The sequence below is a fragment of the Caulobacter sp. 05T431 genome, assembly GCF_056665975.1.
This window is the reverse complement of record NZ_JBFTKU010000002.1, coordinates 204,414-225,452: the sequence shown is the minus strand read 5'-3', so window position 1 is coordinate 225,452 and position 21,039 is coordinate 204,414. Positions and strand designations below refer to the sequence as shown.

The window sequence follows — 21,039 nt, the reverse complement described above, 5'->3', positions numbered from 1 at the left end:
CTTCGTCGCCCGCCAGCCGTTGTGCCGGCTGGCCCGCCGGGAGACGACCATGCGCGTACGTGTCGAGACGCGGCTGGACTACGACTTCCCCGAACGCGTGGAATCCCTGCTGCAGATCGAGGCCGCCGTGGCCGACGACCAGACAGTGGTCGAGGAGCGTCTTGTCTTCGACCCGCCGGTCCAGGTCACCCGCCGCGACGACTCGGTCTCGGGCGAGCGCCGCGTGGCCTTCGCCCACCAGGGCCGGCTGGCGATCGCCTATGACGCCGTCGTCGAGATCGACCACCGCGACATGGCCCTGGTCGACGTCGGCCAGCATCCCATCGCCGAGCTGCCGATCGACACCCTGCCCTATCTGCGCGGCAGCCGTTACTGCCCGTCCGACACCTTCGAGACCATCGCCGACCAGAAGTTCGGCGCCTTGCGCGGCGGCGCGCGCGTGGCCGCCGTCGCCGCCTGGATCGCCGGCCATGTGGAATACCGGATCGGCTGCAGCGACGCCCGCACCACCGCGCTGGAGACCTATGTCCAGCGGGCGGGCGTTTGCCGCGACTTCGCCCACCTGGCCATCACCCTGTGCCGGGCCAGCGACATCCCCGCCCGGGTGGCCAGCGTCTACGCCCTGACCCTGGAGCCGCCCGACTTCCACGCCGTGGTCGAGGTCTTCATCGGCGGCCGCTGGCGCCTGCTGGACCCGACGGGCCTGGCCCCCATCGACGGCCTGGTCCGCATCGCCTACGGCCGCGACGCCGCCGACGTGGCGTTCCTGACGATCTTCGGCAAGGCGACGATGGTGACGCAGAGCGTGACGGTGACGGCGGCGTAATCCCTCTCCCCTTGCGGGAGAGGGTGGCCCGCGAAGCGGGTCGGGTGAGGGGTTGATGGAAGAGTCAGCCTGGCACGGCTGAAGTTTTGAGAGACCCCTCATCCGTCGGCTTCGCCGACACCTTCTCCCGCAGGGGGAGAAGGATCATGCCACCTTCTTCCGCCGCGCCTTCGGCTTCTTCTTCACGAACCGTTCGAACAGCACGAAGGCCGCCGGCAGGGTCAGCAGGAACGAGACCAGCCCCGCCCCGCCCTTGGCGATCAGCACCGTGGCCTTGGGCACGCCGTAGATCGTGAACACCTTGACCGGCAGCAGGATCTGCGGGTCCGCCCCCTGCGGCTGGCCGTTGGCCGAGATCGGGATGGCCTTGAACGTGGCCGGGCTGACGTTGAACCGCACCAGCAGCACGTGGTCGCCCTCGGCCTTGGGCGAGACGATCCATTTCACCCGCTCGACGCCGGTGGCGGCGATGCGCTGGACGTCGAACTCGTGGCTCGGAGCGGGGGTCAGGGCCAGGTCGGCGCCGCTGAGCTCGACCTTCATCCCGGCCGGCGGCTGGACGCCGCCGTAGGCGTCGTCATAGGCCTTGTCGTAGACGTCGCCCGACCCGCCCTTGGCCGCGCTGGTCCAGTGGGTGTCGCCGGTGGTGTACTCGGCCTCCAGCACCCCCTCCTCGTTCTCGCGGATCGTGCGGGGGTACTTGATGTTCAGCCAGCCGATGGTCGCGCCGCTGGGGTCGTGGACGACGAAGCGCGAGGCGGCGGCGATCTGGGCGGTGGGCGGGGCGGTCGACCGGGTCCGGGCGTCGATCAGCCGGGGCAGGAAGACGGCGCAGACCAGCGCCAGCAGCAGCCAGACGAACCAGGTACGCTTCAGCCGCTCGAACATGGCGCTTCCCTGCGGGCGAGCGCGCCGAGGGCGAAGGGTCGGCCGTCGACCGACGGACCGCTCCGGGCGGACTCAGTCTCGTTGGGATTGATATTGCGGGGGAACTCGCGCGAATCCAAGCGCTAGGTCCAGGCGCGGGATCACACACCCTTGCCCCCACCTGACCGCCTCGCGGTCTGTCCGCCCCCATGGGGGGCGGAGGAAGCTCGACGACTAGAAGGGGAGGATGTTCCGTTGCCGGCTGTAGGCCAGGTAGCCGACATTGGCGCCCAGGCGCAGGCCCACGCCGGCGCGGATCGGGGCCAGGGTGATGGTGTCGGCCTTCTGGTAGTTCACGCCCAGGCCGCCCACGAGGTAGGCCGACCCCTCGACGCCCGGGAAGCGGCGGAAGATGGCGTCCGGATACTGCAGGTTATAGCACAGGGTGAAGACCCGGCTGGCGTTGCCGCCCCAGTCCCAGCCCACCGACGGGCCCTGCCAGAACACCTCCTGGGTGTCGCGGCCCTTCATGTACAGCAGGCCCCGGCCGTAGCGCAGGCCCACGCCGATGGCGCCCGAGCCCTCCTCGCCGGCGACGTAGCCGGTGGGCTGGCCGTTGTCGCGGAAGGCGCGCTCGATCACCGCGCCGATGCTCTCGGCGGTCACGCCCAGGAAGTCCGAGCCGCTGCGGATCATCTCGTCGGCCGAATAGGTCTGGGCCCGGCCGGTGTCGTACTGCGACTTGGCCGGCGGAGCGCCCGGTTGCTCCTGGGCGGTGCTGGCGCAGGCGCTCAGCCCGGCGGTGGCGATGCCCGAAAGGATCAGCTTGCGGCGGTCCATGTTTTCTCTCGCGATTCTGACAGCCTTGACTGTCTCAACCCTTTGAGTCGGGTTTGCGGCCTGGAACTTAATGGCGAGTTAACCATCCCTCCCCCTGTGGGGGAGGTGTCGCCCGCAGGGCGACGGAGGGGGAAGTGATCGGATGACGGCCGGGTTCCGCATCGTCGATCCCAAAACTCCCCCCACCGGCCTCCGGCCGCCTCCCCCACAGGGGGAGGGACTTCGCAACGACCCTCGCGAATGGCCGCAAATGTGCTAGACGCACGCCCATGACTTCGACGCCTCTCGACAAGATCCGCAATTTCTCAATCGTGGCCCACATTGACCACGGCAAGAGCACCCTCTCCGACCGTCTGATCCAGACCACCGGCGGCCTGACCGCGCGCGAGATGAGCGCCCAGGTGCTGGACAACATGGACATCGAGAAGGAGCGCGGCATCACCATCAAGGCGCAGACCGTGCGCCTGAACTACAAGGCCGATGACGGCGAGACCTATGTCCTGAACCTGATGGACACCCCCGGTCACGTCGACTTCGCCTACGAGGTGTCGCGTTCGCTGGCCGCCTGCGAAGGCTCGATCCTGGTCGTCGACGCCTCGCAGGGCGTGGAAGCCCAGACCCTCGCCAACGTCTACCAGGCCATCGACAACAATCACGAGATCGTCCCGGTCCTCAACAAGGTCGACCTGCCGGCCGCCGACGTCGACCGCGTGAAGGCCCAGATCGAGGAGGTCATCGGCCTGGACGCCTCGGACGCCGTCGAATGCTCGGCCAAGACCGGCCTCGGCATCCCCGACGTGCTGGAAGCCATCGTCACCCGCCTGCCCGCCCCCAAGGGCGACCGCAACGCCCCGCTGAAGGCCCTGCTGGTCGACGCCTGGTACGACGCCTATCTGGGCGTGGTCGTGCTGGTGCGCATCTTCGACGGCACGCTGAAGGCCGGCCAGCAGGTCCGCATGATGCAGACCGGCGCCACCCACAAGCTGGACAAGGTCGGCGTCTTCACGCCCAAGGCCACCGACGTGGCCGAGCTGGGCCCGGGCGAGGTCGGCTTCTTCACCGCCTCGATCAAGGAAGTGGCCGACGCCGCCGTCGGCGACACCATCACCGACGAGAAGAAGCCCATCTCCGAAGCCCTCAAGGGGTTCAAGGAAGTCGTCCCGGTCGTGTTCTGCGGCCTCTTCCCGGTCGACGCCGCCGACTTCGAGGACCTGCGCGCCGCCGTCGGCAAGCTGCGCCTGAACGACGCCAGCTTCACCTACGAGATGGAAAGCAGCGCCGCCCTGGGCTTCGGCTTCCGCTGCGGGTTCCTGGGCCTGCTGCACCTGGAGATCATCCAGGAGCGCCTCAGCCGCGAGTTCGACCTCGACCTGATCGCGACCGCCCCGTCGGTGGTCTACAAGATCAACATGCGCGACGGCTCCCATATGGAGCTGCACAATCCGGCCGACCTGCCCGACGTGATGCAGATCGAGAGCATCGCCGAGCCCTGGATCAAGGCCACGATCTTCACCCCGGACGAATACCTGGGCGGCATCATCAAGCTCTGCCAGGACCGTCGCGGCGTGCAGCGCGAGCTCTCCTACGTCGGCAGCCGCGCCATGATCATCTACGACCTGCCGCTGAACGAGGTTGTGTTCGACTTCTACGATCGCCTGAAGTCGATCTCCAAGGGTTACGCCAGCTTCGACTACCAGCTGGAGGACTACCGCGTCGGCGACCTGGTGAAGATGTCGATCCTGGTCAACGCCGAGCCGGTCGACGCCCTGTCGATGCTGGTCCACCGCGACCGCGCCGAAAGCCGCGGCCGGGGCATGTGCGAGAAGATGAAGGAACTCATCCCCCAGCACATGTTCGTCATCCCGATCCAGGCGGCCATCGGCGGCCGGATCATCGCCCGCGAGACCGTGCGGGCCCTGCGCAAGGACGTGACCGCCAAGTGCTACGGCGGCGACGCCAGCCGCAAGCGCAAGCTGCTGGACAAGCAAAAGGCCGGCAAGAAGCGGATGCGCCAGTTCGGCAAGGTCGAGATCCCGCAGGAAGCCTTCATCGCCGCGCTGAAGATGGACGAGGATTGATCCGAGGGAGCTGAGTTAGCGCCATGCTGCGCCTCTCGAACCTTAGCCTGCCCCTCGACCACCCGCTCGAAGACATCGGGCCCGCGATCTGCAAGCGCCTGGGCATTCCCGAGCGCGACCTGATCGGCTGGACCATCGCCCGCCGCGCCCATGATGCGCGGAAGAAGGCGGCGATCCTGATGGTCTATACGGTCGACGTCGAGCTGCGCGACGAGGCGGCCGTGCTGGAGCGCTTCGCCAAGGACAGCCAGGTGCGGCCGCGGCCGGACACCGACTATCGGCTGGTGGCCAAGGCGCCGGAAGGTTTCGACGGTCCGCGTCCCGTAGTCATCGGCGCGGGTCCCTGCGGGCTGTTCGCCGGGCTGATCCTGGCGCAGATGGGCTTCAAGCCGATCATCCTGGACCGGGGCAAGGTGGTGCGCGAGCGCACGAAGGACACCTGGGGCCTGTGGCGCAAGAGTGAGCTGAACCCGGAGTCGAACGTCCAGTTCGGCGAGGGCGGCGCGGGCACCTTCTCGGACGGCAAGCTCTACAGCCAGATCAAGGACCCGCGCCATCTGGGCCGCAAGGTGCTGGAGGAGTTCGTCGCGGCCGGCGCGCCCGAGGAGATCCTGACCGAGGCCCACCCGCACATCGGCACCTTCCGCCTGGTGCACATGGTCGAGAACATCCGCGCCCTGATCGAGAGCCTGGGCGGCGAATACCGCTGGCAGCACCGGGTCGAGGACTTCGACATCGAGACCGCCGCCGACGGGACGCGGCGGCTGAAGGGCCTGCACATCGCGGGCGGCGACTACATCGCGGCCGAGCACGTGGTGTTGGCCGTCGGCCACTCCTCGCGCGACACCTTCCAGACCCTGTACGACCGGGGCGTCCACATCGAGGCCAAGCCGTTCTCGATCGGGGTGCGGATCGAGCATCCGCAGTCGTGGATGGACAAGGCCCGCTTCGGCGCCTGCGCCGGCCATCCGGACCTGGGCGCGGCCGACTACAGCCTGTCGCACCACTGCAGCAACGGGCGGACGGTCTACAGCTTCTGCATGTGCCCGGGCGGCACGGTGGTGGCGGCGACGTCGGAGCCGAACCGTGTCGTCACCAACGGCATGAGCCAGTATTCGCGCAACGAGCGCAACGCCAACTCCGGCTTCGTGGTGGCCATCGATCCCGAGCGCGACTATCCGGGCCACCCGCTGGCCGGCATCGAATTCCAGCGCAAGTGGGAGAGCCTGGCCTTCACGGCCGGCGGCGGCGACTACAAGGCCCCGGCCCAGAAGGTCGGCGACTTCCTGGCCCGGCGGCCGTCGGAGGAACTCGGTGTGGTCGAGCCCTCGTACAAGCCGGGCATCAAGATGACGGACCTGGCCGAATGCCTGCCGCCATTCGTGCTGGAGGCCATGCGCGAGGCCCTGCCGGTGTTCGGCCGCCAGATCGCCGGCTACGACCATCCCGACGTGCTGATGACGGGCGTCGAGACCCGCACCTCCTCGCCGATCCGCATCACCCGCGGCCCGGACTTCCAGAGCCTCAACGTCGCGGGCCTGTTCCCGGCCGGCGAAGGCGCGGGCTACGCTGGCGGCATCCTTTCGGCGGCCGTGGACGGCATCAAGGTCGCCGAGGCGGTGGCGGCTTCCTATGTTGGACGCGTCGCCTAGACCGCTCCATCGAGACGGAGACCCCCATGCTCAAGATCCTCGGCCGCACCTCCTCGCTGAACGTCCGCAAGGTGCTGTGGACCTGCGATGAACTGGGTCTGGCCTATGAGCGCGAGGACTGGGGGACAGGTTTCGCCTCGACCCGCAGCCCTGAGTTCCTGGCCCTGAACCCCAACGGCCTGGTGCCGGTGCTGATCGACGAGCAGGGCGCGCTCTACGAGAGCAACACCATCTGCCGATACCTGGCCGCCCGCTTCGGCCACGGCCACCTTCTGCCGGTCGAACCGCGCCCCCGCGCCGGGGTCGAGCAGTGGATGGACTGGCAGGCCACCACCCTGAACCCGACCTGGGGCTACGCCTTCCTGGCCCTGGGCCGCCCGACGCCGGGCTATGACGATCCCGAGAAGATCGCCGCCAGCGCCCAGGCCTGGAACAAGGCCATGGCCATCCTCGATCAGCGCCTGGAGCAGACCGACGCCCACGCCGCCGGCCACGATTTCACCCTGGCCGACGTGGTTCTGGGAGTGTCGGTGCACCGCTGGGTCCGGACGCCGATCGATCACGCCGACCTGCCGGCCGTCCGGGCCTATTACGCGCGGTTGAAGGACCGGCCGGAGTTCGGGCGCTGGGCGTTGGATGACGTGCCCTAGACTTCAAGCTATGCCTTGGCGATGGACCGCAGACATCTCCTCGCCGGGCTGGCCGCATCGACGCTTCTTCCGGCCGCCGCCGGAGCCCAGGTCAACCCGCCCAGCGAAGCCGAACTCGAGGCGTTGAAAGCCCGCGCGCTCGCGGCCCTGCCCTATCCCCGCATCGAGACCACCGGCGCCGAGGCCCTGGCGACCTGGGAGCGCCTGAAGTCGGAAGGCAAGGGTTGGCCCGTGGTGGTGGGCGACGACGCCGATCTGTTGAGCATCGCCGAGAACTTCGACGCTCAACCCGACCGTTCGCCCGCGACGATCCTGGCCGCCGCCAAGGGGCTGACCTACCCCAAGGCCGTGAACGCCTTCGCCAGGGCCGAATGGGGCGACGATTTCGGATCGGTGGAGATCGGGAACTGGCCCGAGGACGGAGCCGCGGCCGAGGGGTATGTCGACCTCACCGTCGCCAAGGACCTCGACGGCAAGCCCAAGCCCAAGGTCCATATCCTGCTGCTGCCCACGCGCGACGGCGCCGAGGCCTTCGCCTACCTGCGATGGGGCCTCTGGAACTCGTGCCCATCGCCGGAACTCCACGTCCTGACGGCGCGCGATTGGGCGCGCCGCTATGGCGCGGAGGTGGTCGGGATCAGCGGCGACGTCGTGAACATGCGTGTCGCCCGACGACCGAAGACCCGGAAAGAGGCCCTGGCCGTCGCGCGCGAGCAGTTGGCCTACTGCCCCGACATCGTCTTTCAGGGCTCGGGAGACCTGGGACCTCTGGCCGCCGCCCTGATGGACAGCGACTGGTGGTTCTTCTGGTGGGACTAGGCGCCCCGCCCTAACTCGCCAGCTTCCGCGTCTTGGCGAACGGGCTCAGCCCCAGCCAGGACTGCATGTTCGAGGCCAGCTCCGCGTCCCCCGTCAGGTGCATGCGCTGGCTGTCCAGGGCGGCGCGGACGGTGTCCACGCCCATCCAGATGCCGGTCATGGTCTTCAGGTCGCAGGCCACGTAGAGGTCGACGTCGAAGCCCGGTTCGACCGAGCACAGGTCGACCGGCGCGCCGGCCTTGCCGGCGTGGGGGCCCGTGTCGGGCTCGACGATCAGCCACCACGAGCGGTCGACGGCGGCCTGCTCGGCGTAGAGGAACTGGATCACGCTGCGCCGCTTGGGCATCGGCTCCATGTCGAGGTGGCGGCGCATGTCCCACATCAGGAGGGAGGCGTCGAGCTGCTGCAGCGACAGCTCGCTGGTCACCCAGCGCTGGCCCCAATGGCCCATGGCCCCGACCAGGGTCTCCAGCTCCTGGCCGGCCGGCGTCAGGTGATATTCCAGCACCCCGCTGTCGCGACCGGCCACGCGGCGCACCACGCCGTGGTCCTCCAGGTCGCGCAGGCGCTGGACCAGCAGGGCCGGCGACATCCGCGGCACGCCGCGCCGCAGGTCGTTGAACCGGGTCGAGCCGGCGACCATCTCGCGCAGCAGCACCAACGTCCACCGCGTGCACAGAATCTCGGCCGCCATCGCGACAGGGCAGAACTGCCCGTAGCTGCGCTGCGACATCGCCACCTCCCGAAGACATAACGATGTTAGATTAAGCCCGCCGGGCCGGGCGGACTAGTTCAGTGACTGTACCGGCCAGGTTCAGTTGCTGAACTAGCTGGCGGAGGGGCGTCTTGGGCAAGGTCGTGGAACCGGCGGGGTCAGGTCCCGCCTCCGACAGGAAGGTCCAAGACATGCCGCTCGACGACGCAGCGCCCGAAATCACCCACGCCGCCACCGACTGGTCCGCCCGCGCCGACCGCCTGGCCCAGGCGATCGCCGCCCAGGCCGCCGCCCACGACGCCGACGACAGCTTCGTGGCCGACGCCTACGCCCTGCTGAAGGCCGAGGGCTTCTTCAAGGCCCTGGTCCCGGTCGAGTTCGGCGGCGGCGGGGCCGAGGTCGGCGACCTGTGCCGCGCGATCCGGCGGCTGGGCGCGGCCTGTGGCTCCACGGCCCTGGCCTTCGCCATGCACAGCCACCTGGTCGCCGCCGCCGCGTGGCGCTGGCGCAAGCAGGGCGCGCCGACCGAGGGCCTGCTCAAGCGCGTGGCGGCCGAGGACCTGGTGCTGGTCTCCAGCGGCGGGTCGGACTGGCTGGCCAGCGGCGGTCAGGCGGTCAAGGTCGAGGGCGGTTTCGCGATCACCGCCCGCAAGGCGTTCTCCAGCGGCTGCCTGGCCGGCGACCTGCTGTCGACCAGCGCGGTCTGGAACGATCCGGAGGCCGGCCCGACCGTGCTGCACTTCGCCGTGCCGCTGAAGGGACCCGGCGTCGAGATCATCGAGACCTGGCGCACCCTGGGCATGCGCGGCACGGGTTCGCACGACGTGGTGCTGACCGACGTCTTCGTGCCCGACGCGGCGATCTCGGGCCGCCGGCCCAGCGGGCCGTGGCATCCGCTGTTCCACATCATCGGCATGATCGCCTTCCCCCTGATCTACTCGGCCTATCTGGGCGTGGCCGAGGGCGCGCGGGCCCGGGCGCTGGAACTGGTGGGCCGCAAGTCGCCCGACACCGCCGCGGCCGAGCTGGTCGGATCGATCGAGAACGCCTTCGCCGGCGCCGAAATGGCCTGGGAGCGGATGGTCGACACCGCCGAGACCGGCGTCCCCGGTCCCGAGACCACCAGCCGCGTCATGATCTGCCGCACCCTGCTGGCCCAGAATGCGATCGCCACGGTCGAGCGGGCCATGGAGGCGGCGGGCGGGATCTCGTTCTATCGCGACACCGGCCTGGAGCGGGCGTTCCGCGACGTCCAGGGCGCACGCTTCCATCCCCTTCAGGACGGACCGCAGCGGCGCTATTCGGGCAGGGTCGCGCTGGGCTGGGATATCGACGCCTGATCTTGGGACGCCTGATCCTGGGACGCCTGATCTTGGGAAACCTGCGGCTGGCCCCGCACCCGGAACACCCGGGCCTCGCGGGCCACGTCGTACAGGCGGTAGACGATGAACGCCCCCGGCTGGGCTTCGCGGAGGGCTTCCTCCGTCGGGGTCAGCCGGAAGGGCGTGGCCGGGCCGCCGGTGGTGGTCTTGACCGCGATCAGGCGCGGGGCGCCGGTGCGGCTGAAGCTGACTAGGTCGCAGCCTTCCGGATCGGTCGGCTGGACCAGGCGGACCTGCTCGGCCAGGTCGGCCCGGCCGCGCTCCTCCAGCCGGCGCTGTTCATAGACCAGGGCGGCGGCGACGCCGATTCGGGCCAGTATACGGGCGTCCAGGTCGCGGGCGGCCGGGTCGAACTTGGCGATCAGCCGCTCGGTCCGTTCGCTGGGCGGCGCGTGATGGGCCCGGGGCGGCGCGCCCTCGGCCAGGGTCGGGGCGACCGAACGGCCCAGCAGGATCGGCGGCTGGGCCAGGTCCTTCAGGGCCGTGGGCTTGGCGGTGAGACAGCGGTCGACCGAGTCCACCAGGCTGTCGCCGAAGTCCCAGCGCGGCGGGTGGTCCTTCAGGATGGGCAGGCCGATCAGGGTCAGCACCGCCGAGATCTCGCCCTGCAGGAAGGTGATCGCCCCGCCCGAGCGGTTGGTGACGAAACGCAGGGCGCGCTGATGGTTGGCCGGGTCGTAGGCGCGACCGGTCATCACCTTGTCGAGCATGACCAGGTAGTCGCCGACCACCATGTCCTGCTCGGCCTCGTTCCAGGTCTTGCCGTTGATCGCCGAGTCGCCCACGCGGCGACGATGCCCCAAGCCTGGGCCCAGCGCCAGGATTCCGGACGCCGTGCTCGGACAGATCGCGTTCCGCGTGCTAGAAGCCGCTCATGAGCGACCAACCCGAAGATCCCAACGAGACCCCGATCCAGCGCGCCCTGCGCCTGAAGAAGGCCGCCCTGGCCGCCAAGCCGCAGCCGCCGCGCGGCGGCCGGTTCCAGCGCGAGCAGGCCGCCGCGGCCGCCTCGAGCAGCAAGAGCAAGCCCTGGATGACGCGCTAGGGTGCGAAGCGGCGCCTTGAGAACGCCGTGCTTTGACCGCACCTTGCAGACCATGCGCGCCCTCCCCCTCGTCCTGCTCCTGAGTCTCGCGGCCGGTCCGGTCCTGGCCCAGGCCGGCAAGCCGCCGACCACGTCCCAGGCCAAACCGCCGGCCGAGACGCCGACGCCGGTCTCGCCCATCACCGTCATGCCGCCCACCGACAAGCCCAAGGTGGTGACCACGTGGCCCGAGAACGGCCAGACCGTCGCCCCGGGGGTGCTGGTGCTGAAGGTGGTGTTCGACCAGCAGATGACGCCGCGCGACTTCGCCTACGATCTGGGAAGCTCGGGCGGGGACAAGCTGTCCTGCCTGAAGACCCCGCGCCTGCTGAACGACGCCAAGACCTACGTCCTGCTGTGCACGACGCTGCCGGGCAAGACCTACGCCGTGGCCTTGAATCCGGCCGCGTCCGGTGGCCCGGCCTTCAGCAACCTGGCCGAAAACCGCGCCGCGCCCAGCGCCCTGAGCTTCACGACGGGAACCGGCGACCCGGTCACCAACCTGCGCGACGCGATGAAGGCCGCGGGCCTGGGCGGCCTGGACATGCCCGTGGAGGAAGCGCCGGAAATCCCCAGGACCACGCCGTAGGGGCTGGTCGGCATATCGGCCGCTCTCATCTTCCATTGTCATTCCCGCCCTTGTGGCGGGAACCCCTGGTTCAGCTGGCGCGTGAAGGTCAATGGCGCGCCAGCGCGCCACTCATCCGCACTTGCCGCGGATAGAGGGGTTCCCGCCACAAGGGCGGGAATGACGAAAAGAAAGAGCGCTTCAACGGAAAGGAATGGGGGAGAGCCGGCCGAATTCGTGCGTCGGGACACCCCGGCCGGCTCTCGGCCTGCGGCTGGACACGCCCCGTCGGAAGTAGGCGGCCCGGCGCGTCGAGGGGAATCGGGGGAGGACACCTCGACGTCTGCAAGCCCGTTCAGGTTGCAGCATCCGCAACCGGCCTGCCATCGGGTAAAACCCTAGAACGCGAGCGGTTAGTCCCGATCCGTGCTCGATCCGTCGCCTCGACCCGGCCAGAGGGGGATGACCCGGTGCTCGTCGTCGGCGCCCAGCGTCAGGCGCACGGTCAGGCCGAGACCGCGGGATTCATAGACCAGGTCCGCGCCCAGCTGGCGCGCCAGGCCGCGCACGACGCGAAAGCCGAGGCCGCCGTCGGTGAGCGGGTCGAAGTCCTCGCTCAGGCCCACGCCGTCGTCGGTCACCTCGACCACCAGGCCGCCGCCGGTCGAGCGGCACGACACCAGGATACGACCCGCCACGCCGCTGGGATGAGCGTACTTCAGGGCGTTGGTCACCAACTCGCTGACAATCAAAGCGACCGGGGTGGCTTGGTCCGGCCGCACCAGGCAGCCCCCCGTGTCCCGGTGGGTGATGGCGGTATCGCCGGCGAAGCTGACGGTCTCCATCAGACTGCGGCACAGCTTGGCCAGGAACCGGCCCAGGTCGACGCCGCCCGCGCCGTGGCCAGGCGCGGCCGACAGCAGGCGGTGCAGCTCGCCGACCGTCTCGATCCGCGCGGCCACCTCCTCCAGCGCGATGCAGGCCTCGCGGGCCGACAGGGGCCGGCCGGACTTCTGCAGTCGCGTGGCCTGCAGGCGCGTATAGCCCGCGATCAGGGCCAGATTGTTGGCGATGCGATGCTGGGCTTCGCTCAGCCGGTCGTCAGACCCGACATGGCGAACGACCGCATCACCGAATTCTCGGTGCTCGACGTCCATGGCTCGGGGGCTTTCGGTAAGGCGGCAGGATATTCCGTCATCGCCAAGAGAGCACAAACTGAGGTAAAAAGCGACGGTTTTGTTTGACGAGGAATCCGAGTTTTATTTAGTGATCACAATCACAACCCCAAATGTCGGAAACTCGACTGAACAGAGACTTAAATTCAGCCAACCAATCACTTGGCGTTAACTTAGTGAAAAACGCCTAATACGCTTAATGAGTAAGTGGCTCATTCTTGGTCACTTACAGCTTTGGCGTTATCATGGAACCCGGTGGCGGCCCTCGCGCGTTAGCTCCACCGAACAAGAGGAGAGCCGCCCCTTTTCCGGGGGCCGAGACCGATGAACGACCTGACCCGACCCGAACGCCTGCAGATCATGCTCACGCAGGAAGAGCTCGCCGCGTTGGACGACTGGCGCTTCGCGCGCCGCATGCCCAGCCGCGCCGCCGCCGTGCGCGAACTGCTCAAGCGAGGCCTCGACGCCGAGGGCGTCCAGCTGGCCGACGGCAAGATGCGCTCGCGCGACTTCGGCGTGGTGGACGGCCCACTGCGCTCGGGATCCGGCGACGGCGAAGGCTGACGCCGTCCCAAGGCTCGCCGTTTTCGAGCGAGCCTCGCCTTTCCCCTACGTCCACCTATCCCGGACCACGATCCGCGCCCATCATCGCGTCAAAAGAGCGATAGGGGCGGAACGTCATGCGGTGGATTCTGCGAGGCCTGTTGGCCGTCGTCTGCTTGGCGCTGGTCGCCGTGCTGGCCCTCGTCGGGCTGGACCTGGCCGACCGGCCCGCCAAGCCCGACACCCAGGCGATCCTCGCCAAGGCCGCGACCTACGACGTGCGCATCCGCCGTGACGACTGGGGCGTGCCGCACGTCCTGGGCAAGCACGACCCCGACGCCGCGTTCGGCCTGGCCTACGCCCAGTCCGAGGACGATTTCGCCACCCTGCAGTCGGTGGTGCTGGCCACCCGCGGGACCCTGGCCCGCCGCGACGGCCCCAAGGCGGCGGTCACCGACTACCTGGTCGGCCTGCTGGACGTCTGGCCGACGGTCGAGGCCGGCTATCCCAAGCTGCCGGCCGACCTGCGCGCCGTGCTCGAGGCCTATGCCGACGGGGCCAACTACTACGCCGCCACCCATCCGAAGGCCGTGACGCCCGGCCTGCTGCCGATGACCGGCAAGGACGTGCTGGCCGGCTTCGTGTTCAAGCAGCCGTTCTTCTACGGCCTGGACGGCGAGCTGAAGCGACTGAACGCGCCCGAGACGCCGCAGAAGGCCCCGCCGAAGGGCTCCAACGGCCTGGCCCTGGCGCCCTCGCGCACGGCCGACCACCTGCCCCGCCTACTGGTCAATTCGCATCAGCCCTATACCGGCCCCGTCGCCTGGTACGAGGCCGTGGTCGAGAGCGGCGACGGCTGGCACGTGGCCGGCGGCTTCTTCCCCGGTGCGCCGTTCATGCTGCACGGCCACAACGCCAACCTGGGCTGGGCCAACACCGTGTCCAAGCCCGACCTGTTCGACGCCTACCGCCTGGTGATCAATCCGGACAACAAGAACCAGTACCGGCTGGACGGCGCCTGGCGCGACTTCGAACGCCACGACGTGAAGCTGAAGGTCAGGCTGTGGGGCCCGATCGTCATCTCGGTGACCAAGCACGCCCTGCGCACCGTCCACGGCCCGGTGCTGGAGACCAAGCACGGCCTGTTCGCCCTGCGCTACGCCGGCATGGGCGAGTACCGCCAGCCGCTGCAGTACTGGCGGCTGAACAAGGCCCGGAACGTCGAGGAATGGCGGGCCGGGATCGCCGTCCACGCGCTGCCCAGCCTGAACTACATCTATGCCGACGCGGCCGGGAACATCGGCTTCGTGCACAACGGCCAGTATCCGAACCGCCCCGAGGGCGTGGCCAAGACCGTGGATTGGAGCGGCGTGCTGCCCGGCGACCGGTCCGACCTGATCTGGCAAGGCTATCGCCCGGTGGAGGCCATTCCGCAGCTGTGGAACCCCAAGTCCGGCTATGTCTACAACTCCAACAACAGCCCGTTCCTGGCCAGCGATCCGGCCGACAACCTGAAACCCGCCGACTTCCCGGCCAGCCAGGGCCTGCAGACCAACGTCACCAACCGCGCCCTGCGCATCCAGGAGTTGGTTGGGGCCGACCACGCCATCACCGACGAGGCGTTCCGCCGCTACAAGTTCGACATCACCTACTCGGAACACTCGTCCGAGGTGGCGATGATCAAGGCGCTGACAGCGATCGATCCAGGGACCGACGCCGACCTGAAGGCCGCCCAGGCGATCCTGCGCGGCTGGGACCGGCGCACCGACGTCCACAACCGCGCCGCCGCCCTGGCCTCGCTGACGATCCAGCCGGTGCTGGTGGCCCAGACCAACGGCGACACGCCGCCCGCCCCGATCGACAGCCTGAGGGCGGCGATCAAGACGCTGAAGAGCAACTTCGGCCGCCTCGACCCGGAATGGGGCCAGGTCAACCGCATCCGCCGCGGCAAGGTCGACCTGCCCATCGACGGCGGGTCCGACACCTATCGCTCGGTCTGGGGCGTCCCGCAGAAGGACGGCACCCTGACCGCCGACGCCGGCGACACCTTCATCATGTTCGTGCGCTGGGACGCGGCCGGGGCGGTGCATTCCGACAGCATCCACCAGTTCGGCTCGGCCACCCTGGACGCCGCCTCGCCCCACTACGCCGACCAGACCCCGCTGTTCGCGACCATGCGCACCAAGCCGGTGCTGTTCACGGAAGATGCACTTCGCGGGCACGTGAAGGAGGATTATCGGCCCGGGAAGCGCTAGCGCGCCGGCGCCATGACTTCGCCGCGGTCACACGCTTGAACGTCGTCACGGGCCAAGGTTAAGGTCCGCCGCCATTCTTCAAACCAAGAGACCTCTCCATGCGCAAGATCGTGATCCTGGCCACCGTGGCCGCCGCCCTGATGGTTTCGGCCTGCAACACCGTCGCCGGCGTCGGCCAGGACGTCTCGGCCGCCGGCCGCGCCGTGACCAACACCGCCAAGGACGCCAAATAGTCGCAGGATCGAGGGTTGCGGATTCCGGCCGACCGGAGTCCGCGAACCTCGGTATAGTTAAGCTGCTTGAGCCGGCGACGCCGCGAGCGTCGCGTTTTTCCCAAGCGAACCGTGGCTTAGCCAAAAACCACCAAAGCAGTCGTGGTTAACCCGCCCAGGTAACGGCGTTTCTACTGGCTCGCCTTGCGGGCGAATGCTTTGCGAAACCGTCGTTCATCTCAACGAAACCTGATTCAAAATGGCGCATGCGACCGTGCGCCCCCTTCCGTCAGGACCGTCGCGGAGGCATATGCACGCCCATGAACGACCAGCCGTCCCCCTCCAGCGCCCAGCCGGTCAGCATGCTGACCGGGATGAAGCGCGGCGTGCGCCATCGCTGCCCCAACTGCGGCGAGGGCCGGCTGTACACGCGCTATCTGAAGGTCGACCTCGACTGCGAGGTCTGCGGCCATGACCTGGCGCGCTATCCGGCCGACGACGGCCCGGCCTATTTCACCATCCTGATCATCGGCCACCTGGTGGTGGCGCCGCTGCTGCTGTTCCCGTTCATCTGGAAGATGACGCCGGCCCTGGTGGTGCCGCTGACCGTGCTGCCCCTGGCCGGCCTGACCCTGCTGCTGCTGCCGCGCGTCAAGGGCGCGGTGATCGGCGCCCTGTGGGCCGTGGGCCTGCGCAAGACCGAGGACTGCCCCGGCGGCTGACGTCGCCCCGAAGGCGCGCGATAGGCGACCTTTCGCCACGACGCCCGTCATGGTTGCCATGCCGCGCCGATAGGACGAGGATCGGGCCATCCTCCGGGGAGGCGCGAAATGGTCGGCGTGCTCGTCCTGCTCATCCTTGCCGCCGTCGCGGCCGCGGGCCTTCCCGATCGGCCGGCCACGCGCCGCCTCGCCGGGGGGCCGGCCACGCTCCTGGCCCTGGTCGCCCTGACCGTCCTCCTGGCCGGCTGCGACGCCCGCTACGAGGCGGCCAGCGAGGCGCCCGCCCCTTCGCCCTGCGCCGCCGCCACGCCCGACCCGGCCTGCGACGACGCCGAACGCGCCAGCTACCTGGCCGACCTGGCCCGGCGGCAGATCCGCACACTGCCCGTGCTCGTCGGCTGGCGCGACCAGCTGCCCTGGGGCCGGCAGACGCCGATCACCGCCGTCATCGCCTCGGCCGACCGCGCGGCGGCCGTCGCCGCCCTCGACACCGCGACCGCCAGGAGCGGGGCCCATGTCGAGGAGAAGCCCGTCGCGATCGGCCGCCGGGTGCGCGCCGAACTGTCCGGGCTGGAGGTCGAGATCGACAAGCCCGAGCAGGTCCGCGACGTCACCGCCCTGCAGAACGTCACCTTCGTCTGGCTGGTGAAGCCCACCCGCCCGGGCCGGACCACCCTGACCCTGCGGATCTACAACGAGCTGGTCACGCCCGAGGGGCCGATCGAGCTGGAACGTCCCGCCCTGGTCCACGAGATGTCGGTGAAGATCGGCCTGCTGGACTGGCTGAACTGGCAGATGGAGCAGATGAAGGGTCTGCAGTGGGTGCTCGGCGGCCTGCTGGCCCTGCTCGGGACCGCCTTCGCCAACCGCGCCAAGCTGCGCCGCTGGTGGCGGCGGCGTCACTCCGCACCGCCGGCTCCGACCCCGCCTCCCCCACCACCACCGCCGACGCCGCCGCATCCCTGAGGCTCCGCTCGCGGAACCTTGGCCGCGCTTCTCGCATTCCCTCCGCCTAACCCCGGCGCGCAGGGCGCACGAATGCAACGGAGACGGACATGCTCGGCACGATCCTCATCATCATCCTGATCCTGGCCCTGATCGGCGCCCTGCCGACCTGGGGCCACAGCCGCTCGTGGGGCTACTTCCCCTCCGGCGGCCTGGGCCTGATCCTGGTGATCATCATCATCCTGGTCCTGCTCGGCAGGATCTAGCGACCACACCCCGGGGACACGCGCCCGCGCGTGTCCCCGACCACGCCCCCTCCCCGAACGACCGATGTTCGCCTAAGGTCGTCGCCAAGATGACCTGAGGGGGGCCAGATGACCGACACCGCCGCGACGGCGACGCCGCCACATGTTGCCCCCTTGGGCGCCTGGCGACGCACCCGGGCCATCCTCGGCGGATCGGCCGGCAACCTGGTCGAGTGGTACGACTGGTTCGCCTACGCCGCCTTCTCGATCTATTTCGCCAAGGTCTTCTTCCCCAAGGGCGACCAGACCGCCCAGCTGATGCAGACCGCCGCCATCTTCGCCGTCGGCTTCGGGGCGCGCCCGGTGGGGGCCTGGCTGATGGGTCTCTACGCCGACCGCAAGGGCCGCAAGGCCGGCCTGACCCTGGCGGTGGGCCTGATGTGCGTCGGCTCGCTGATCATCGCCCTCTGCCCCGGCCACGCCACGATCGGCGACGCGGCCCCGGTGATCCTGCTGCTGGCCCGCCTGCTGCAGGGCCTGTCGGTGGGCGGCGAGTACGGGGCCAGCGCCACCTATATGAGCGAGATGGCCGGCAAGAAGCGCCGCGGCTTCTGGTCCAGCTTCCAGTATGTGACCCTGATCATGGGCCAGCTGGTGGCGGCCCTGGTGCTGGTGATCCTGCAGAACACGCTCAGCAAGGCCGACCTGGCCGACTGGGGCTGGCGCGTCCCGTTCTTCGTGGGCGCGGCCCTGGCCGTGGTGGTGTTCTGGATCCGCACCGGCATCGAGGAGAGCATCTCGCACCAGAACGCCGCCGCGCCCCGCGACCCCGTCAGCCGGCGGCAGGTGATCTGGGTCGTCGGCCTGCTGGCGGCGACGGTCGCGGCCATGGTCGTGGGCTTCACCGAGGCCGCCTTCGCCACGACGGCGCAGTACGGAGCCGTGGTCCTGCTGGTCGCGACCTATGTGGCCCTGGCCGCCCCCCTGGTCTCGCGACACCCCAAGCCGACCCTGGCGATCATCGGCCTGACCGCCGCCGGCTCCTTGGCCTTCTACGCCTACACGACCTACATGCTGAAGTTCCTGGTCAACACCGCCGGCTTCGACAAGGCCACGGCCGGGGCGGTGAACCTGGCCACCCTGGCCGGCTTCATGCTGATCCAGCCGCTGTTCGGCTGGGCGTCCGACCGCCTGGGCCGCAAGACCATGCTGGTCTTCGCCTTCGGGGTGGGCGCCCTGATCGCCTGGCCGGTGTTCAGCCTGACCGCCAAGGCCACCAGCCCGCTGGTCGCCTTCGGCCTGATCTTCGCGGCCCTGTTCGTGCAGTCGGGCTACACCTCGATCAGCGCCGTGGTGAAGGCCGAGCTCTTCCCCACCCATGTGCGCGCCCTGGGCGTGGCCCTGCCCTACGCCATCGGCAACGCCGCGTTCGGCGGCACTGCGGAATATGTGGCCCTGTGGTTCAAGTCCGAGCACATGGAGAGCGGCTTCTACCTCTATGTGGCGGCGATCATGGCCGTGGGCCTGACCGTCTCGCTGCTGCTGAAGGACACGGGCAAGCACAGCCTGATCCTCGAGGACTGATACCGCTCACAGCTTCGCCCTTGCGGCCCTCTTTCATCGACTCTCGTTATCGACCTAAGTTCGCGCCATGGCTTCTTCGCTCACCCACGCCCTGTCCAAGCAGTTCCTGGCCATGCCGGTCATCGACCTGGTCGTCCTGGCCTTCTTCCTGTTCTGCTGGCTGTTCTACGAGCCGATGCTCAAGCAGCTGGGCAAGGAGAAGAACGTCATCAACACCGACATGACGGTGATCCGCCGGCGGTGGATGGCCGAGATGGCGGTGCGTGAGGTGGCCCTGCTGGACGGCCAGCTGCTGGGTCACGCGATCAACTCGGCCTCGTTCTTCGCCTCGTCGAACCTGATCCTGATCGCCGCCGCGGCCGGGGTGCTGTTCGGCGGCGACAGCGCGCTGAAGAGCATCGAGGGCATCGCCGTCCTGGCCCCGGCCTCGGCCCTGGTGTTCCAGATCAAGCTGGGCGTGGTGCTGGTCGCCCTGGCCCGCGGCCTGCTCGACTTCATCTGGGCGATCCGCCAGATGAACTACTGCCTGGCCGCCATCGGCGCGGCCCCGATGTGGGCCCCGCGCGCGGTGCTGGAAGAGTACGCCGAGGCGGCGGGCGCGATCCTCAACCCCGCCCTCTCGGCCTTCAACGCCGGGGTGCGCGGCTACTATTTCGCCCTGGCGGCGGCGGCCTGGCTGCTGGGTCCGATCGCTTTCGCCGTGGCCACCGGCGGAGCCATGGCCCTGCTGCTCTGGCGCCAGCGCCGCAGCCCGGCCTCGGCCGCCGTGCGCAAGATCCGCCACATCCTCGAGCACCAGCCCGTGGTGGTGGGCCCGCACCTGGCCAGCAAGGACAGCGAGCAGGCCTAGAGCCCCAGCTCCGCCCGCGCCTTCTTGGTCAGCTTTGCCGCGATCAGCCCGTGCGCCGTCTTCAGCCAGTCGGCGACCTCGTCCGCGTCGGCGGCCGCCAGGTCGTAGAACCGCACCCACTTGGCCCGGGCCAGGTAGGGCGCGGGCACGCCGGGGCCGGTCTCGGTCAGCACCTCGAACGCCACGTCCGAGGCCTTGAACGAGAAGCCGCCCTCGCCCAGCACGGCGAACATCTTGCCGCCCACCTTGTAGACCTGGTCGGCGCCCCACTGGACGGTCATGGTCGCGGCCGGCAGGGCCAGGGCGGCCTTGTCGAACTGCTCGGGCGTCATGCCTCCACCCCGATCCCGATCGGGCAGACCACGCCGGTGCCGCCGATGCCGCAATAGCCCTCGGGGTTCTTGGCCAGGTACTGCTGGTGGTAGTCTTCGGCGAAGTAGAACGGACCGGCCGCGCCGATCTCGGTGGTGATGGTCCCCAGGCCCTGGGCGTCCAGCGCCTGCTGGTAGGCTTCCTTCGACGCCACGGCCGCGGCGGCCTGGCTGTCGGAGGTCACATAGATCCCCGAGCGGTACTGGGTGCCGATGTCGCCGCCCTGGCGCATGCCCTGGGTCGGGTCGTGGTTCTCCCAGAAGGTCTTGAGCAGGGTCTCGTAGGTGACCACGCGCGGGTCGAACACGATCTGCACCACCTCGGTATGGCCTGTGCGGCCGGTGCAGACCTCCTCGTAGGTCGGGTTCGGCGTGATCCCCGCCGCGTAGCCGGCGGCGGTGACATAGACGCCCGGGACCTTCCAGAAGACCCGCTCCACGCCCCAGAAACAGCCCGTGGCCAGCACCGCGATCTCGGTCCCGTCGGGATAGGGCCCCTTCAGCGGATGGCCGTTGACGAAGTGGGTCCGGGCCGCCGGGATCGCCTGTTCCCGCCCCGGCAGGGCGGTGTCGACGGTCGGCATGTCCAGGGTTTTGGGGGCGGAAGCCATGGCGAGATCTCGGGATCGAAACTGAGCCGCCGATCCTAAGCCGTT

General features: G+C 69.2%; 23 protein-coding genes. 16 read left to right on the top strand and 7 right to left on the bottom strand.

The features are described 5' to 3' along the window. The first annotated feature begins 49 nt into the window (after positions 1-49). Positions 50-826 carry a transglutaminase-like domain-containing protein gene (locus AC1U89_RS02765; RefSeq protein ID WP_479898144.1) on the top strand — a complete coding sequence of 259 codons (777 nt, stop codon included), beginning with the start codon at positions 50-52 and terminating at the stop codon, positions 824-826. A 144-nt stretch (positions 827-970) separates the two neighbouring features. Here the strand turns inward: AC1U89_RS02765 and AC1U89_RS02760 are convergent, their stop codons facing one another. Continuing rightward, positions 971-1,714, bottom strand: coding sequence for a hypothetical protein (locus AC1U89_RS02760; RefSeq protein WP_479898143.1), 744 nt, complete (start codon positions 1,712-1,714; stop codon positions 971-973). 213 nt (positions 1,715-1,927) lie between these two features. After that, positions 1,928-2,533 (bottom strand): DUF1134 domain-containing protein, encoded by a 606-nt coding sequence (locus AC1U89_RS02755; protein ID WP_029913821.1) that lies wholly within the window; start codon positions 2,531-2,533, stop codon positions 1,928-1,930. A gap of 269 nt (positions 2,534-2,802) precedes the next feature. On the opposite strand from AC1U89_RS02755, the gene lepA reads away from it, so the two are divergent. The 4 genes from lepA to AC1U89_RS02735 are packed head-to-tail and all read left to right on the top strand — an operon-like array spanning position 2,803 to position 7,732. Next, positions 2,803-4,611 (top strand): translation elongation factor 4, encoded by a 1,809-nt coding sequence (gene lepA, locus AC1U89_RS02750; RefSeq protein WP_479898142.1) that lies wholly within the window; start codon positions 2,803-2,805, stop codon positions 4,609-4,611. A gap of 23 nt (positions 4,612-4,634) precedes the next feature. Beyond that, positions 4,635-6,263: an NAD(P)/FAD-dependent oxidoreductase gene (locus tag AC1U89_RS02745; protein WP_479898141.1), complete on the top strand. Its 1,629-nt coding sequence runs from the start codon at positions 4,635-4,637 to the stop codon at positions 6,261-6,263. A 26-nt stretch (positions 6,264-6,289) separates the two neighbouring features. Then, positions 6,290-6,913, top strand: a complete 624-nt coding sequence (locus AC1U89_RS02740; protein ID WP_479898140.1) for a glutathione S-transferase family protein — start codon at positions 6,290-6,292, stop codon at positions 6,911-6,913. A gap of 21 nt (positions 6,914-6,934) precedes the next feature. After that, positions 6,935-7,732 carry a DUF4253 domain-containing protein gene (locus AC1U89_RS02735; protein WP_479898138.1) on the top strand — a complete coding sequence of 266 codons (798 nt, stop codon included), beginning with the start codon at positions 6,935-6,937 and terminating at the stop codon, positions 7,730-7,732. Between the two features lie 10 nt (positions 7,733-7,742). Here AC1U89_RS02735 and AC1U89_RS02730 read toward each other — a convergent pair whose 3' ends face one another. Then, positions 7,743-8,465, bottom strand: coding sequence for a winged helix-turn-helix transcriptional regulator (locus AC1U89_RS02730; protein ID WP_479898137.1), 723 nt, complete (start codon positions 8,463-8,465; stop codon positions 7,743-7,745). Between the two features lie 173 nt (positions 8,466-8,638). Between AC1U89_RS02730 and AC1U89_RS02725 the strand changes: the two genes are divergently transcribed. Further along, positions 8,639-9,787: an acyl-CoA dehydrogenase family protein gene (locus AC1U89_RS02725; protein WP_479898136.1), complete on the top strand. Its 1,149-nt coding sequence runs from the start codon at positions 8,639-8,641 to the stop codon at positions 9,785-9,787. On the opposite strand, the gene AC1U89_RS02720 is transcribed toward AC1U89_RS02725, so the two are convergent. Next, positions 9,745-10,632 (bottom strand): protein NO VEIN domain-containing protein, encoded by an 888-nt coding sequence (locus tag AC1U89_RS02720; RefSeq protein ID WP_479898135.1) that lies wholly within the window; start codon positions 10,630-10,632, stop codon positions 9,745-9,747. The two genes, AC1U89_RS02725 and AC1U89_RS02720, sit on opposite strands and share 43 nt — an antisense overlap. Positions 10,633-10,703: 71 nt before the next feature. Here AC1U89_RS02720 and AC1U89_RS02715 point away from each other — a divergent pair, with 71 nt between their 5' ends. Beyond that, positions 10,704-10,874 carry a hypothetical protein gene (locus AC1U89_RS02715; RefSeq protein ID WP_479898134.1) on the top strand — a complete coding sequence of 57 codons (171 nt, stop codon included), beginning with the start codon at positions 10,704-10,706 and terminating at the stop codon, positions 10,872-10,874. A 52-nt stretch (positions 10,875-10,926) separates the two neighbouring features. Continuing rightward, positions 10,927-11,502 carry a hypothetical protein gene (locus tag AC1U89_RS02710; RefSeq protein ID WP_479898133.1) on the top strand — a complete coding sequence of 192 codons (576 nt, stop codon included), beginning with the start codon at positions 10,927-10,929 and terminating at the stop codon, positions 11,500-11,502. 392 nt (positions 11,503-11,894) lie between these two features. On the opposite strand, the gene AC1U89_RS02705 is transcribed toward AC1U89_RS02710, so the two are convergent. Beyond that, on the bottom strand, positions 11,895-12,638 hold the full coding sequence (locus AC1U89_RS02705; protein ID WP_479898132.1) for a sensor histidine kinase: 744 nt from the start codon (positions 12,636-12,638) through the stop codon (positions 11,895-11,897). 342 nt (positions 12,639-12,980) lie between these two features. Between AC1U89_RS02705 and AC1U89_RS02700 the strand changes: the two genes are divergently transcribed. From AC1U89_RS02700 to AC1U89_RS02665, 8 genes are all read left to right on the top strand, one after another. Beyond that, entirely contained in the window at positions 12,981-13,220 is a 240-nt protein-coding gene (locus AC1U89_RS02700; protein ID WP_479898131.1) for a hypothetical protein, read from the top strand. Between the two features lie 116 nt (positions 13,221-13,336). Further along, positions 13,337-15,454 carry an acylase gene (locus AC1U89_RS02695; RefSeq protein WP_479898130.1) on the top strand — a complete coding sequence of 706 codons (2,118 nt, stop codon included), beginning with the start codon at positions 13,337-13,339 and terminating at the stop codon, positions 15,452-15,454. Positions 15,455-15,552: 98 nt separating this feature from the next. Further along, positions 15,553-15,687 carry an entericidin A/B family lipoprotein gene (locus AC1U89_RS02690; protein ID WP_018061959.1) on the top strand — a complete coding sequence of 45 codons (135 nt, stop codon included), beginning with the start codon at positions 15,553-15,555 and terminating at the stop codon, positions 15,685-15,687. Positions 15,688-15,986: 299 nt separating this feature from the next. Beyond that, the gene (locus tag AC1U89_RS02685; protein ID WP_479898129.1) at positions 15,987-16,388 is read left to right on the top strand and encodes a DUF983 domain-containing protein; all 402 of its coding nucleotides are present in this window, start codon (positions 15,987-15,989) and stop codon (positions 16,386-16,388) included. A 108-nt stretch (positions 16,389-16,496) separates the two neighbouring features. Next, positions 16,497-17,354 (top strand): hypothetical protein, encoded by an 858-nt coding sequence (locus AC1U89_RS02680; protein WP_479898128.1) that lies wholly within the window; start codon positions 16,497-16,499, stop codon positions 17,352-17,354. Positions 17,355-17,443: 89 nt separating this feature from the next. After that, complete coding sequence (locus AC1U89_RS02675; RefSeq protein WP_081916837.1) at positions 17,444-17,599, top strand: DUF3309 family protein; 156 nt, start codon at positions 17,444-17,446, stop codon at positions 17,597-17,599. Positions 17,600-17,707: 108 nt separating this feature from the next. Next, complete coding sequence (locus AC1U89_RS02670) at positions 17,708-19,162, top strand: MFS transporter (protein WP_479898127.1); 1,455 nt, start codon at positions 17,708-17,710, stop codon at positions 19,160-19,162. A gap of 112 nt (positions 19,163-19,274) precedes the next feature. Further along, a complete protein-coding gene (locus AC1U89_RS02665) occupies positions 19,275-20,012 on the top strand; it encodes a DUF599 domain-containing protein (protein ID WP_479898351.1) in 738 nt (245 codons plus the stop codon). Here AC1U89_RS02665 and AC1U89_RS02660 read toward each other — a convergent pair. After that, positions 20,009-20,344, bottom strand: a complete 336-nt coding sequence (locus AC1U89_RS02660; RefSeq protein ID WP_479898126.1) for an MmcQ/YjbR family DNA-binding protein — start codon at positions 20,342-20,344, stop codon at positions 20,009-20,011. The genes AC1U89_RS02665 and AC1U89_RS02660 overlap by 4 nt on opposite strands. Next, entirely contained in the window at positions 20,341-20,994 is a 654-nt protein-coding gene (msrA, locus tag AC1U89_RS02655) for a peptide-methionine (S)-S-oxide reductase MsrA (RefSeq protein WP_479898124.1), read from the bottom strand. The genes AC1U89_RS02660 and msrA overlap by 4 nt, the downstream gene beginning before the upstream one ends. Positions 20,995-21,039: the final 45 nt, after the last annotated feature.